The organism is Palleronia sp. (genome assembly GCF_042089775.1).
Taxonomy (GTDB): Bacteria; Pseudomonadota; Alphaproteobacteria; order Rhodobacterales; family Rhodobacteraceae; genus Palleronia.
Genome location: NZ_JBELKF010000087.1, coordinates 1 through 13,887, shown reverse-complemented (window position 1 = coordinate 13,887; position 13,887 = coordinate 1). Strand labels below are relative to the sequence as shown.

Here is a 13,887-nt window from a genome sequence, read left to right as displayed (position 1 = left end):
TCCTCGTTGGAGCGGACTCTACCTCAAACCGGAGGAAGAAACGGGGCTCAGGTCACTCAGGATGGCATAGCCATCGAGATCCGGGGCGAGGCGTCCCGGATCTTCCGGCCTGTTGGGCAACCTGTTGATGGGACGCAAAAGCGCCCCTTGGGGCGCTGGTTTGTCGTTGGTTCAGATTTCGTTGGTTGCGGGAGCCCGATTTGGACTTCAGCGAACGCGTCTGGTCTTATCATAGCGAAGTGAAGATTCCACGGCCCATGCTGGTGGAGATCGCGCACGCGAGGGTGGACGGGGTGAATTTCCTGCCAGAGAACCTGGAATTTGAGCGGCGGCTCGCCGCTGAGATGGTTCTCAGCGATGACCTCACACGCATCCTGAGCGTCTCTGCGCGTCAGCTACCACATCACCGAAGCGGTGGGGGGGGCTGTGGCGCCCGATAGAGAATTCACACATGCCCGGCGAGCTCACGCGAAGTGAGTAATTTTCGCGCACTGTCGTTGCCGCAACGACGCCGTCACGTCTCTGAGATGGTCGAGCTCTCCTGACAACGCCCGCCAGGAAGCCCGTGCGTCTGCGGCGAGCGGCATGACATCAGACCTCGACGCATCTTCCGGAGGAGTGACGCTGAAGCAGCGTCTCCGCAGGGCATCAGTAAGAGAACGTCTGTGTTTCGCCTTTTCCCTCAGCTGAGGTCCACTGTAAGGTGCGAAAAATATTGGAGCATGAGGCGCAGATGACCGCTGAAGTTGCGTTTAGAGCAATCGAGTCCCGAAGAGTTCGGCCGTGGGTGAATGAGGAGGAGGTCCGCATGGGCTGGATCTCTGCTCTCGAAAACGCAACGGGTATCGTATTCGATGCGGAGCGAGCTCGACGCGATTCGAGCTATAACAACGTAGTCATCGAATTTAAGGGCCCCGGACTATTTAATGGCAGCAAAGCGTCGGCAAAATTTATCGAAGCCACCGAGCGCCGACTTCTACCATACATCCAGCGCATCGCTGTTAAAGAGCGGGCCGACACAGAAAACTATATCGGCATCGCCATTGATGGAGATCACGTCTGCTTTGCCCAAGTCGTAGCGGGCGAAATAAAAACTCAACACCTCATCCCCTTCTCGCTTTATGCTGTTGAGCTCGTCATTCAAGCGGTCACCGCTCAAACCCGGAAGGCTATTTCCAGCGACAACCTGATGCGAGACTTCGGGCACGGGTCGCAGGGAGCACGCGGGCTCATGCAGGGATTGGCTGACGCGTTGGCTACGCGCATCACCGCTCCCGGGAACAATAAGATCAAGATGCTCTTCGAAGAGTGGAAGACGCTCTACGGCCAAGTTGCCGACATGTCTTTTCTCCAGGCCGACGAGATAGAGCGCGAACTGTCCTTCGTGTGGAATGGCCCGGCCGGGCTTTCCATTCCTGCACGTCTCTTCGTCGTCCACACCTATAACTCGCTCATCATCAAGCTGCTGGCTGCCGAGATCGTTTCCGGTCATGGTCTCACCGCCACCAGCCAACCTGCGCAAGAAATGGCCGCCGTCGCAGACGATGCAGGACTGCTGAGGCGCTTAGAGAACGACATCGAGGGCTCAGGCCTGTTCACTCAAGCTGGAATTGTGGGTTTCGTAGAAGAAGTCATCTTCTCCTGGTATCTTGATCCCGCGCAGGACGCCGCGATCGCGCCCTCGATTTTACAGCCTCTGAGGCGGATACTTACGTCGCTGTCCCTCTACCGCACGGATCGCATGACGCACACCAGGGACGTCCTCCGAGACCTCTATCAAGGCCTCGTTCCCGGGCGCCTGCGCCATAGCCTTGGAGAATACTACACGCCGGACTGGTTGGTAGACCACACGATCACCCGAGCCAAGAACGGCCCGTGGCTTCAAAAACGGGTGTTGGACCCAACTTGTGGCTCGGGTTCCTTTCTTATTGCCGCCATTCGCATCATGAAGTCGGAAGCAGCCGCGGCAGGTCAGAGTTCTGCTGACACGCTGGATGGTATCGTCCACGCAGTTTGGGGCTTTGATCTTAATCCGCTCGCGGTCCAGACAGCGCGGGTGAATTACCTTATGGAGATCGCGGATTTGCTCCGCGCAGCTCCCGGCCACCGGATCGAGGTGCCAGTTCTTCTGGCTGACGCTATCTATGCCCCTACAGTTGAGCCAGCGGCTGGGCAGGACGTGGTGGAGTATCGTATTGGCTCTATGGTCGCCCGCCTGAATATTACCTTGCCAGCGGCCCTTGTGCGAGATCGCCGGCGCTTGGACCATTTTTTTGACCAGATGGGGCGCGATGTGGAGGCCCTGCGCGATTTCGATGCCTGTTCGCGGCGAATTATTGCCGCTGGCCTCGCGACGTCGCACGAGATGACCCATTGGGATGCTCCACTTCGCGCGACTTATGATCAAGTTCTCAACCTCCACCATATGCAGTGGAATGGCATCTGGTTTCGTATTGTAAGAAACTTCTTTTGGTCGGCCAGCGCGGGACGCTTCGACTATGTGATCGGCAATCCGCCTTGGGTTAGGTGGTCGAAACTGCCGGAAGCCTATAGGCAACGCGTGAAGCCCACCTGTGAGCACTACGGCATCTTTTCGCGGACCAAGCGCCACGGTGGAAACGAACTCGATATCAGCGCTATGATCGCCTATACCGTGGCTGACAAATGGCTCGCCGATGATGGTCGGATGACCCTCGTTATAACGGGAACAATATTCAAAAATCCATCATCAGAGGGATTTCGAACCTTCCAGATTGAGCCGCAGAATGAGCATTCAAAGCACCTTGTGCCGCGGCTTGTCGATGACATGCGCCGTCTCAAGCCATTCAACGATGCTGTAAACCATACGACTGTAGTTGTCTTCGACAAGGAAAATGCACCGGGAATTTATCCCATTCCCTACGCTGAATGGGGTGCGGCTGCGGGATTTGCTCGGGCAATCCCGGCTGAAGCTTCTTTGGCAGATGTGTTTGCCCGGGTTGAGATTAAAGATATGGAGGCGGCGCCCGTAGGCGAGTTGGGAAGTCCATGGGCGGTTCTTGAACCTGGCCGGTTCGCAGTCTTGAACGCGATGTCTGGAAAATGTCACTGGGTGGCTGGACGTAAGGGCATCACGGCTGACTTGAACGGTGTATATTTTGTTCGCCCACTAAGCAGTAATGGCGATTTGATCGAAGTTCAAAGCCGTCCTGAGGCTGGAAGGAAGGACATCGGCGCGCCGAGGACCGCGTGGGTTGAAAACGAGTTTCTTTATCCCCTCCTGAAGGGGGCGGGTGACTTCGAACGCTTCTATCTAAAGCTCTCAGCGCCTGGTGCTGCTCCACTCCTGACGTTCGTGCCAAACGAAGGGATCAACGGAGATGACTATGAAACGGCCGACTTGGAGATGAGCAGTCCCAGGCTCGCCCGAACCCGTGCCTGGTTTGATCACTATCGGCCCCTTCTCGAGCAGCGGTCGACATATCGCCGCCAGATGCAGGGGGCGCCACACTTTGCTATCTACAATGTAGGCACCTACACCTTTGCCCCTTGGAAGGTAATCTGGCCGGAGATGTCTACTCGCTTCTTCGCGGCTGTCGCTGGATCTGCAACTGTTCCCGGCGCTGGGATGCGACCCTTCGTTCCCGATCATAAGATCTACTTCGCTGCTTTCAACGATCCAGAGCCAGCTTACTTTCTCTGCGCATTGTTGAACGCGCCGATCGTGTGTGAGTGGATCGAGTCTCACATCGTCTCGATACAGGTCGGGGACGTCTTTAAGCACCTGAGCATTCCAGAATTCGATCCGGCGGACCCACGGCACATCAGACTTGCAGAACTCTCCGAGCAAGCCCACCACACTCATAATGCGGCGGCACGCGCGGCAACGGTGGATCAAATCGGTCAGATAGCGGATGCGGTTCTAAAAGCGTGGGTGGAAAGACAGTAGTGAAGGAACTGTCCATGGTTGCTCATCCTTGTGAAGCAACCATGGACAGCTCTCATGAGGAAAATGACTTGGCGCGGGTGGGTGGCGGGCCGAACGGCGATCGGCTCTCGCCAGAAGGAACTGGCGCTAAAAATTATAGCCAATTATCTCAAGAACGCTCCACCCACCTTTATCATTCCATGGATGACACGTCGTCGCGCTGCGCCCGAAGTTTTCCGGGTGGTGCATGTATATCGGCAACACGGTATGCATTCTGATGATGTCGATGCATTCTTCCTGACTGCTCCGAGAGAGGTCCGCGAAGCATTCGATGAAATAAGGCGTGCGGCAACTTAGCGCCGGCAAGAACGCGCCGAGGTCTGATGGTGCTTGGCGCGATTAAGTTGCCGCACCGCAGTCTCGTTAATCTCACTCGCCAGTCTGCTTCTAAGAAAAAAATTGAGACGCTGTCTCGGCGGGGTCCGTTCGATCCGCCTGCTCGCAGGTATCATGATCAAGCAAAAGGACCTTCCGTGCCGGATAGTGCTCCGAAGATGCGGTCAGCGACTTCCAACTCCAGCGTGTGTGCTGAGCGCGGAGCCGAACAGTCATCGTGTCAACCCCACGGCGAGCGCCCCGGCATTCAAGTAGCACCACACAGCCGCACTCCAATAGTTCTGCGCTCCTTTGCAACGCGCGCACGATATCCGCTTGCATTCGGTGCCATTCGGGCGCCCGGCCGAGTGACGCAGCATATCCATCCAGGGCCAAGGAGACTTCGGGTCGTCTCATCCTGCGCACAATGCTGAGATCGCCCCAGAGCATGAGGTCGAGCGGCCTGCGAAACTTCGCGAGATCACGAATGTTGAAATATCCATAGGGCTCGCTGCCGAACAGTAACTCGAACACTTCGTCCCGCAGCCGCCATTCGAGCCAATGGTTCTCGTTAGCGAAATTGATAAAATCGAACAGCGACGTCTGACTTAGTTGTGCAATCCCATGCTCGAGTGACTTGTTTCCCTTGGACCGCTCCAGGCCCAGAAAGCGTCGAAAAACGAGGCACTCCCGCGAATCCCCGTCCAGTGGCTGATCTACTGTCAGCCGACGCCAATCAGGAACTTTGCGGCAAATCGCGTGCGCGATGAGATGCGCGAGGCGCAACCCGTGAAGGCCCAGTCCCTGGCTCTGGACCTGATCGAGAAACGCCTGGGTAATTTGATAGAGATCGTCGCGGGGGATACCGGCAACGGGATTATCTGGTTCAGAAACTTGTGCCACGTCCACCTCCTTCTCACTGATCCGAAGGAGATGGAGTCGGAGGGCGGACTGCGGAAATAGTAGCAGGTCCCGAGGCCATGCTGGCCGCGGGGTCAGCCCGCAGGGTAAGAGTGATGATCCGATTTGACACTGTGCCTGCCCGTAAAGCTCAAGGAGGCAACCGGCATTTTGGGGGACGGAGTCTCGCAAGGCACTGATAATCCTTCACGAAATTTGCACGGAAGCCTTGAATCCCTGAACCCCGGAAGAAGGAGAAAATAGGGCATGCTGAGGTAGTTTATCCAGGGAGGATCATCGTGGCGTCGCTGCCTGGGTGCGCGTGCGGAGCCGTCACAGAATTCCATTCAGGCGGTTTCCGCAGGGGAGCGGTTCGAACTACCCAGGTCATGATGCGCACGTGCTCCTGAAGTCTTCCATCGCGGCGCTCTGACGATCCCTTTGTGCCCGTTCGCTGCTCGGTCGGCGCTGTCGCAGAGCACGCCAGATCGACGACGCCGTTCCGGTTCAGGTGCTCGATCTGGCAGCCTACTCAGCCGCTTCTTGCTTCGTGGCCTGCGCCTGTTGCCAATCGTGATAGGTCTGGCTCGCACCCTTCACCTTCCACTCCAGGCGCCCATTGCTATTGCGATCGAGCACGACTGCGGCTGCCGCAGAGGGGCTGGAGAAAGACCAAGGCTTCGCGAAGCACAGCTTGCCGGCCCCCGGGGGCACAGCCTGCGGCACCAGCACGCCGTCGGCGACCAGCTTCTCCTTCAGCCCCCCGTAACTCTGCTGGACGTAGCCGGTGCCGGTGAGAGCTTGGGAGCCCTCAAGCACGACGAACTCGCCGTCCTCCTCGACCGCCGTCGCCTCGACCCCGCTCTTGTGCCGGATCTCGAATTGCACCTCGGCCGAGACGCTGGGCGAGGTTGGGCTGGCCTTGGCGCTGACGGCCTTCGGCTGAGGCTTCAGCATGTCGAGGCCGATCACCGGCAGGATGATCCGCAGGTTGGCGAGGAACTGCTCCATATTGGCCACGTCGGCCTCGGGCAGGCGCCGACGGCTGATGTCCGGGTTTGTGCCATTGTCGAGCGTCACGCGCCCGGCCTTGGCCGTCTGCTCGATCAGCCGCGCCTCGAGGTATTCGGCGTGCCCCTTTGACATGTCGTCGTCGCTGGTGGTCACGGTGATCGCCGTTTCCCAGAAGTCGCGCTTCACCGCGCTCTGCTTGATCCGCTCGGATACAGAGTTGCCCGACCCGATGTAGACCCGCATCGCCCCGGGTGTATTGGGATCGGGGCCGGAGAGGATGTAGACGCCGGTTCGGTCCACCTCATCCCGCGCGGTAAGGTCGCCGAAGGCCGATGCGCCGGAGACGAAGAGGAGCCCGGTCCAGCCATGGATCGTCGCCTTGCGCAGGCCGGTAGGTTTGCCGTCCACCAGGAAAAGCTGGATCGTGCGGCCGAAGGTTTCGCCTATGCTCATTCGGCGGCCTCGCGCGCGACACCCTCAGTCAGCATCTTCTCCAGTTCCTCAAGTCCGTCCAAAATTCTCCGCATCATCTTTCGCAGGCACGAGATGATCTTGTCAGACGGCTCGTGTTCGACTGTGTCATTCTCGATCCCTCGATGGCAGTTGAGGCGCAGATGATAGCCTTGACCCGACCCGTGGTCATTCGCTGGCCTCGCTTTTCTCTAACTGTGCCTGCTGTGGCGAAGGGCGTCCACCGCTGCTTTCATCGCCGGACGAGCGTCCTCGTGAGGAACGGGGGAGCTAAGAAGCCAGCGATTTCCGGATGAGATCCGACGGACCAATATCCTTCATGCCGCTCCATGGTGGGGCGGTAATACGCGGTAATATCGATACCGAGTATTACATCCTATCCAAGAGTATCCTGATGTCAAAGCACGACAAATCCATCGTCGCAGAGCCCGTTGACCCCGATCTGCTTCGCCGCACCGAGGCTGCTATCCTCGATTACATGGAGAAGCACGAGGGGAAGATGCCGACCCAGGCGCAGGTCAACGAGACCGTAAAGACGTCATTCACACGCCTGGGCCCAGCGATCCGGACGGTCAACGCCCGACTCGTAGCGACGCAGACCAAGCTCGCAAACATGCCGGAGATCCCGGACGATCTGCGACAGGCACACGAGCAACTGCTGAAGGACCTCTGGGCACGCACACGGGAGCTCCAGAACGGCGAGATTGTCGAGCTCCGCCAGGTGCAGGCCGAAAAGGACCGAGCCTCTAAGCAGGCGATCCTCGAACTCGAAGAGGTCATTGGGATCATCGAAGCTGCTCTGATCTGTGAAACTAAAAGGGCAGATGCCGCAGAAGCCGACTGCTTCGAACTTCGCAGGCGTCTTGAAGAGGTCACGGCGGAGGTCACTCAAGCCAACGCTCGCCTTGCCGAACGCGACTTCATCATGGGTATGTTCACGCCGAAGCCGACGGAACTCGCTGACGTCGATAAAACCCGAAAGCCCACACATCGCGGGCGTGAGGACTCGGAGTTCGAAACAGGTGATCTGTTCGGTCCTAAATCGGACCACGATTCCGAGGATGACTCCCGGGAATGATCAGTGATCCGTCCGCTGAAGCTGATTGTCCCGCCGAGCGACCCTGATCACCTGGATATCCTCGTCCGTATGCAGCCTCGCCCGTTTCGGGTCCGAGGCTGCCTTCGGATCATGCCGCCCGGTCTCCAAATCAAACCCGCGGCGCCCCGCTTCGAACTCGAGGCTTCGCAGGCCGCGAGCAAATTGACCGTGCACATCTTGCTGTTCCGCGGTGATCGCCGCCGCGTCCCTGGTGGCAAGGTAGCAGTCTCGCATGGACTTGTTCGTCATGCGGTCGAGCCGCTCTTCGATGGCATCGCGATCCTGCTTCTCCGAAACCGCCCACGCCCCTGGAAAATCTGCCTCCTCGTAAGCGACTTCCTCAGCCTCCTTCACGACGGCGGAAAGGTCCGAGCCGACAGTCTTGCCCGCGGCTCGCTCGGCATCGACGACGATCTTCGCTCGGCGTGCGACGGCAGCTTCCGCGCGCCGCACAGCGAAAAGCCTCTCCCTCAAGCGAAATGCATGCTTTGCGAATAGCACGAGGCGCCCATAGGCTGGCTGTATCCGTCCCCATAGACCTTCCTGTTCCTTCCGGTCCCGCGCCTCTGGCCCGTCTTGAAGCCGCTCGGGCTGGTCCTCCTCCCGCGGCCGATAGTCAAGTTCGTGCGCTATGATGGCTTCCAGCCCCTCGCTCACCGCATCGACGTAGGCGTTGGCCTCCGCCATCTTTCCGACGGCGTGCTTCAAGTGCACCTCGGCCGCATCCTTCGTCTCGGCAGCCTCTCGTTCGGCGCCTTCCGCTCCCGCGAGTCTTGCATCGGCAGCAACCTCGTCGAGGAACACGTTCGCCTCTCGCAGATCCAGGTCGCGTTCCTGCTGTTTGAGGCCCAACTCCTTCGCGCGGATCGCTCGGGCGCGCGCATTGCGATACTCGCGAGGTGGGACATGGCGGAGAGCGTCCGGCAGCGGAAGCTCGGACTCCTTGGCCTCACGCACCTCCTGTGCGTGCTTCTGACCGCGCACGAGGCCGATCGAGAAGTAGTGCTCGCCGGCGACGTCCTGCAATAGCTCGTAGTCTGCGAGTAGCGGGTGCGCCGATGGCTGGACGAGCCGCTGTGTGCCACGCGTCTTGTTGGTCTTCTCCGCGGTCTCGAAGATGACCGCATGGAAATGAGGTGCCTCTTCGTCGAGATCCATGCGCAGGTGGCGCACCGACCCGGGGAAATACTGCTCGAAGAACGCCAATGTCGCCTTCTCGAACGCCGCGATCTTCGTCTTGCTCAGGATGTGCACAACCTCCTCGCCGTTCTTTTTGACGCCGTAGGTGGTCAGCAGGTCCGCGGGGTGTGATCGGTCTTCTGCCTCGAAATATTCCCAGTGGGCTGTGACGATCGCCTCCCGGATCGGACCTTGAGAATTGCCATGCCAGGGATTGATGAGCCCGGCCTCCTCACGGGCCGCGGCCTGCTTCGAGCGCTTTCGCGCCCGACACGCCGCGACCTCTTCGTCGAGGTTCTGCTGCTTCATCGCGCGGATCTCCGCACGCATCTCTTTCGCGAACGTCGGACCGACATAGACCTTGTTGCGGCGCGTGAACCGGAGCTCGATGTTTTCGAGGGGGCCGCCGCTGCGTTTGGCGTGCATCTCGATGCGCGCCAGCGCAGCGGGGAACACGCTCGCGAACCGGAACACGATCGGGTGCTTCTTCTTCTCTGACACGGACCTATCCCCTCACCATCCGGTGGGGAAATCGCGCCCAAAACCTGCGGCCGCTCCTGAGGGGCGCAGGATTGATACTCAGTAGGAAACTCGCACTACGGCTGCGCCTGCGTTCGAGTTTCCTCCTTCGCCCGGGCGCTGCCCCGGGACCCCGCGCTTCCAGCGGGGCGCCTGCGCGGCAAGCGGTCCCGGGCGGACGGCCGACAGGAGCCCGCATCGCACGCTCCTGCGCCTCCGGCGGCCGGGAGGAGTCGTTCCGCACTCTCCCCCCGGAGCCCCCCGCTGCTCGGGCCTCCCCGGCCCCGGCGAAGAGTGGACCAGCCCTCTCCTCGACCTCTCCCATTCAGCCGGCTCCTCCGTCGCCGTGGGGATCATTGGCGCTGCCTTCAGCGGGAAAGATCGCAGCCGAGGGTCAACAGCCCTTCCATCCGGTCCGGCACCTCATGGTGAGCGCCGGACCGGACGGGAGGGCTGAGAGATCACGAGAACCGGGAATAATCGGGCGACGGTAAAACCTTCACCGGACGCGCCCTTGGGACGCGCCGCATCCAGGCAGTTGGGCGAGCATCGAACTCGCAACAGCGAGCCCGCATCGATGGACGGTCCGGCAGCGCCATCTGCGGTCGTCGCGACAACCGTCTGTGCCGTGGGCGCCGCGTAAGTCTTCGTCAGGAGAAAGTAACAGCGAGATGCATGATCGGTGGCATAGGGTCAGCATCGTCTCGAACGTCGCGACCCGCGAGCTCGAAGCTTGGCTGGGACATGCGCACCTCTGGTCGACCAGGCCCACGGAACCAGGCAGCGCTGACGAGGTCGTCGAGTTCTTCACAACGACTCTGATCCGGCTCATCGAGGTCGTGGAAGCCATGTCCGCACATGAACGTATCAACTTGCTTGCGAAGATAGCAGCGCCGACCGCCTCCGGCGGCGAGCGGACGGGCGGCATCCTTGGGCCCTTTCCGGCTTGATCTCCTGCCGGGGACCTGCCCCGCATCTCGTAGGCACAGATGAAGACAGAGACGACAAAGGGCGGCCGGCGATGCATCCCTCGGTGTCGGCTCTTCTTCGTGAGAGCCGCCACCGAAGGACGCAACGCAAGGCTTGAGACGAAAAGGAAAGTTGACCGGAAGCGCGATCGCGACCCCTACACGATCCGGAAGACCCGCGAAAACGGGAGATACTATGTGCGACACCTCTCCAGACGCCGCTTCCTTCGGCGTTGCCCCCTCAACCGAGCTCGGAGAGCCGCGGATCTAACCGCATCGAAGCCGATGCTATTCGCTTCAAACGATTTGGCGAGCGCTTGTGTCGAAGAGATCTGCGTCTTGGGGAAAGCCGGATCGGACAGCCGGCCGGACAGGCGCGCGACGGCGGATGCTGAAAGCAGGACGATCTTGACCCCGGCCAATTTGCCGGCTCCTCAAACATGGAGATCGTCATGTTCGACGAAAATCACTCCTGCGACTTTCATGTCCCGACCCTCGCTGGCGAGACAGCTCCGCTCCGCTCGTTCGTCGGAGAACACCGAGATGGCCTCGTCCATGCGGCCGAACTTCTCGCAGGACGACGGGGCGAGCGTATCGCCCTCGAGGTGGTGGACGCCCTGACGGGCGTCGCCCCTCTCTCTCGACGCGGAGTGCGCCTGCTGCACGAGCTGCTGGACATCCTGGCACTCGAGCATGTCGACGACGACACCCGAGATAAGGCCGCGCTGTTCGCGGCCATCGATCCCGACGACCCGATTGTAGAGGAGGTTTGCCTCCTCACCGACGGCCTGCGCGATGCCATCGACATGGCGGATCTGGATCACCCGTCAGCATCGCGCTTCTCGGCGGCGGCGTAATTCCGCGCCGTCCCCGACGTCGTCGGCCCGCTCCTGGCCGGCGACGCTTGACGACGACAGCATTCAACAGGGGTCTCTGCCCCGGGCTGTCGTCAGGGAGACCACCATGAACACGACTGCCGATACCGCTGCCGCCACTGCCCGGGAGCTTCTGGAACTCGCGGTGCTCGAAGTCCGGGACTTCATCCAGCGTGATGGCTTAATGCTATTCGAATTACTCGACTTCCTCGGCGAGGACGAAGGAGCAGAAGCAACGCTCAATCTGATCGCACTGAGCGGTTCCTTGCGGCCCGACCCGATCGCTGTCGCAGACGACGTGGCAGAGGTGCTGCTGTCGTTGCAGGAGATTTCCCTCTTTCAGCTCGATGAGGTCGTCCACAGCGGCGACGCACCCTCGGACATCTACGGTGCATTGCGCTGGTTGGGCGCGCGCGTTGCCGATCTGGCAGCAAGGCTCAAAGCCCCCTGAGGGCGATACGCCCGATGGTGCCGCCCAGTCCGGCGGCGCCATCGCAGGGCTACTTCCCACGTCCGGGCGCCGGCCGCAGAACATGCTGCGCGTGGCCGGATCTCCCGAGGGTAGTTCAGACCGGAACCTGATGCGCCTCAAGCAGACAGACCCGACGCTTCTGAACCCCATAGAGCATTTTCAAACGAGCTCTCCAAGTCGTTGCGATCTCCCCCTTGCCACCAAGAAGCGTGGTGCAAAGGCGAAGTTAAAACGATGATGACCAAGAACAACATGGGCCGCGCGACGGCGGCAAACGACCACCCGCCTCATGAGGAGGGCGTCAATGCTGCGAGCTACGAAGTAGCTCTGCTTACCATCGCAGGAATACTCGGCCGCTACTGCGCCGAGGAGATGCCTGCTCCGGTGAATGATAACGTGAAGATGGCGGAGGACGAATGATGTCGCCCGAGACAACCCAAAAAAACCTCCGCGTGTGGATCTACACGCGGTATTCGACCGACAAGCAGTCGCAGAAGAGCATCGAAGATCAGCTGACGGAATGCCAGCGCTTCTGTGCACGGAACGGCTGGCGCGTCGCCCATGTCCTCCGCGATCCCGAGTTGACCGGGTTCATCGACTTGCGTCCGGGCTATCAGGAGCTGCTCGCCGCCATCGAAAATCGCGAAGTGGACGTCATCGTCGCCGAGAACATCGACCGCATCGTCCGCGACGGCGAACACAGCGCGGCTCTGGAGAAGAGTTGCACGTTCCACGACGTCCAGATCTGGACGATCCAGGAGGGCAAGGTCGGGCCCATGCAGCTCGCGCTGAAATCGCTGATGAGCGGTGAGATGAGGCGCACAGTGGCGTTGCAGGCGCACCGCGGGCTCGCCGGCAACGTCGCGAAGGGCAGGAGCGCCGGCGGCCTGTCCTACGGCTACGAAATCGCCCGCGATCACCGCGGCGATCGAATCGTAGGCGAGCTCTGCATCGTCGACCATGAGGCTGCGATCGTGCGACGGATAATGTCGGAATATGCTGACGGAAAGACGCCCCAGAAGATCGCTTCGGACCTGAACGCCGATGGTATTCCCAGCCCGTCTGGCACTGCTTGGCGTCAGAACACAATCAACGGCAATCTGAAGCGCGGCACCGGGATCATCAACAACGAACTGTATATCGGCGTGCGCGTGTGGAATCGCCTCGAATACCGTCTACACCCAAAGTCTCAAAAGCGCGTTTCGCGCCGTCGACCCCGCGAAGAATGGGTCGTTGCGGAAGTTCCACTACTGCGAATTGCCGACGATGATCTTTGGGACCGGGTCAAGCAGCGTCAGATGGGCCTTCGTAGCCCCTGCCGGACAGAGGCCGTTGCTGGGACGCCCGAGGCGAAGCCCTACTCCTTTCGCCGAGCGAAGTATCTTCTCTCTGGCCTGCTCTTCTGTCGCTGTGGCGGAAGGCTGACGATCGCGGGCACAGGAAAAAAGCGCTACTACTGTGAGCGCGCCAAGCAACTGGGTCCCAGCAAATGTGCCGGCATGACTGGCCTCCCTCAGCTGGAGGCTGAGGCCGCGGTTCTTGCGGGGATGAAGAAGGACCTCATGCAGGCCGCGGCGGTAGCTGCATTCCGGGACGGCATGGAGAAAGAATTCAAGAAGACGTCGGAGGCGGCTTCCGAGGAAAAGGCGGCCGTAGAGAAGCGTCTGAGAAAGGTCGACAAGCAGATCGGAAACGCGACGTCTGCCATCATGGCCGGTATGAACAGCCCCGCCCTTCTGCAAGAGTTGAGCAAGGCAGAGGAGCAGAAGGCGGACCTCATCGCTCGTATCGATCAGCTGAGGCGACCTCCCCTCGAAATCCCGAAGGATCTCGACCGACGCTTCGCCGATCTCGTGCGTAACCTGGAAACGGTGCTGTCGAAGCCTGATCTCATCGTCCAGGCGGCCGACGTGATGAAGACGCTGGTCGAAAAGATCGTTGTCAAGGAACGGCCGGAAGGCGGCCACATCCTTGACCTCCAAGGCAATCTGGCGCGGATGCTGAAAGCATCCGCGCCGAACCTGGACTGGCCGAACGATGATTTGTTCGAAAGTTCGCGGAAGTTGGTTGCGGGAGTAGGATTTGAACCTACGACCTTCAGGTTATGA

11 protein-coding genes are annotated in these 13,887 nt (G+C 60.2%); 8 read left to right on the top strand and 3 right to left on the bottom strand.

The window, feature by feature from the left end; all coding sequences use genetic code 11:
- Positions 1-808: 808 nt before the first annotated feature.
- Positions 809-3,928, top strand: coding sequence for an N-6 DNA methylase (locus ACFDS3_RS16305; protein WP_375263415.1), 3,120 nt, complete (start codon positions 809-811; stop codon positions 3,926-3,928).
- Between the two features lie 54 nt (positions 3,929-3,982).
- Entirely contained in the window at positions 3,983-4,264 is a 282-nt protein-coding gene (locus ACFDS3_RS16300) for a hypothetical protein (RefSeq protein WP_375263414.1), read from the top strand.
- Positions 4,265-4,354: 90 nt separating this feature from the next.
- Here ACFDS3_RS16300 and ACFDS3_RS16295 read toward each other — a convergent pair whose 3' ends face one another.
- Positions 4,355-5,185 carry a hypothetical protein gene (locus ACFDS3_RS16295; RefSeq protein WP_375263413.1) on the bottom strand — a complete coding sequence of 277 codons (831 nt, stop codon included), beginning with the start codon at positions 5,183-5,185 and terminating at the stop codon, positions 4,355-4,357.
- Between the two features lie 525 nt (positions 5,186-5,710).
- Positions 5,711-6,649 carry a GIY-YIG nuclease family protein gene (locus tag ACFDS3_RS16290; protein ID WP_375263412.1) on the bottom strand — a complete coding sequence of 313 codons (939 nt, stop codon included), beginning with the start codon at positions 6,647-6,649 and terminating at the stop codon, positions 5,711-5,713.
- A 412-nt stretch (positions 6,650-7,061) separates the two neighbouring features.
- Here ACFDS3_RS16290 and ACFDS3_RS16285 point away from each other — a divergent pair, with 412 nt between their 5' ends.
- A complete protein-coding gene (locus ACFDS3_RS16285) occupies positions 7,062-7,745 on the top strand; it encodes a hypothetical protein (RefSeq protein ID WP_375263411.1) in 684 nt (227 codons plus the stop codon).
- On the opposite strand, the gene ACFDS3_RS16280 is transcribed toward ACFDS3_RS16285, so the two are convergent.
- Positions 7,746-9,446 carry a hypothetical protein gene (locus ACFDS3_RS16280; protein WP_375263410.1) on the bottom strand — a complete coding sequence of 567 codons (1,701 nt, stop codon included), beginning with the start codon at positions 9,444-9,446 and terminating at the stop codon, positions 7,746-7,748.
- Between the two features lie 689 nt (positions 9,447-10,135).
- Between ACFDS3_RS16280 and ACFDS3_RS16275 the strand changes: the two genes are divergently transcribed.
- From ACFDS3_RS16275 to ACFDS3_RS16255, 5 genes are all read left to right on the top strand, one after another.
- Positions 10,136-10,414, top strand: coding sequence for a hypothetical protein (locus tag ACFDS3_RS16275; protein ID WP_375263409.1), 279 nt, complete (start codon positions 10,136-10,138; stop codon positions 10,412-10,414).
- Positions 10,415-10,884: 470 nt separating this feature from the next.
- Entirely contained in the window at positions 10,885-11,289 is a 405-nt protein-coding gene (locus ACFDS3_RS16270; protein ID WP_375263408.1) for a hypothetical protein, read from the top strand.
- Positions 11,290-11,395: 106 nt separating this feature from the next.
- A complete protein-coding gene (locus ACFDS3_RS16265) occupies positions 11,396-11,758 on the top strand; it encodes a hypothetical protein (protein WP_375263407.1) in 363 nt (120 codons plus the stop codon).
- A 255-nt stretch (positions 11,759-12,013) separates the two neighbouring features.
- On the top strand, positions 12,014-12,199 hold the full coding sequence (locus ACFDS3_RS16260) for a hypothetical protein (RefSeq protein WP_375263406.1): 186 nt from the start codon (positions 12,014-12,016) through the stop codon (positions 12,197-12,199).
- Entirely contained in the window at positions 12,196-13,887 is a 1,692-nt protein-coding gene (locus ACFDS3_RS16255; RefSeq protein WP_375263405.1) for a recombinase family protein, read from the top strand. The genes ACFDS3_RS16260 and ACFDS3_RS16255 overlap by 4 nt, the downstream gene beginning before the upstream one ends.

Bases quoted from the DNA above. Each gene is read 5' to 3' on its own strand.
- ACFDS3_RS16305 (WP_375263415.1), top strand. From the start codon at position 809: ATGGGCTGGATCTCTGCTCTCGAAAACGCAACGGGTATCGTATTCGAT.
- ACFDS3_RS16300 (WP_375263414.1), top strand. From the start codon at position 3,983: ATGAGGAAAATGACTTGGCGCGGGTGGGTGGCGGGCCGAACGGCGATC.
- ACFDS3_RS16290 (WP_375263412.1), bottom strand. From the start codon at position 6,649: ATGAGCATAGGCGAAACCTTCGGCCGCACGATCCAGCTTTTCCTGGTG.
- ACFDS3_RS16285 (WP_375263411.1), top strand. From the start codon at position 7,062: ATGTCAAAGCACGACAAATCCATCGTCGCAGAGCCCGTTGACCCCGAT.
- ACFDS3_RS16275 (WP_375263409.1), top strand. From the start codon at position 10,136: ATGCATGATCGGTGGCATAGGGTCAGCATCGTCTCGAACGTCGCGACC.
- ACFDS3_RS16270 (WP_375263408.1), top strand. From the start codon at position 10,885: ATGTTCGACGAAAATCACTCCTGCGACTTTCATGTCCCGACCCTCGCT.
- ACFDS3_RS16265 (WP_375263407.1), top strand. From the start codon at position 11,396: ATGAACACGACTGCCGATACCGCTGCCGCCACTGCCCGGGAGCTTCTG.
- ACFDS3_RS16260 (WP_375263406.1), top strand. From the start codon at position 12,014: ATGATGACCAAGAACAACATGGGCCGCGCGACGGCGGCAAACGACCAC.
- ACFDS3_RS16255 (WP_375263405.1), top strand. From the start codon at position 12,196: ATGATGTCGCCCGAGACAACCCAAAAAAACCTCCGCGTGTGGATCTAC.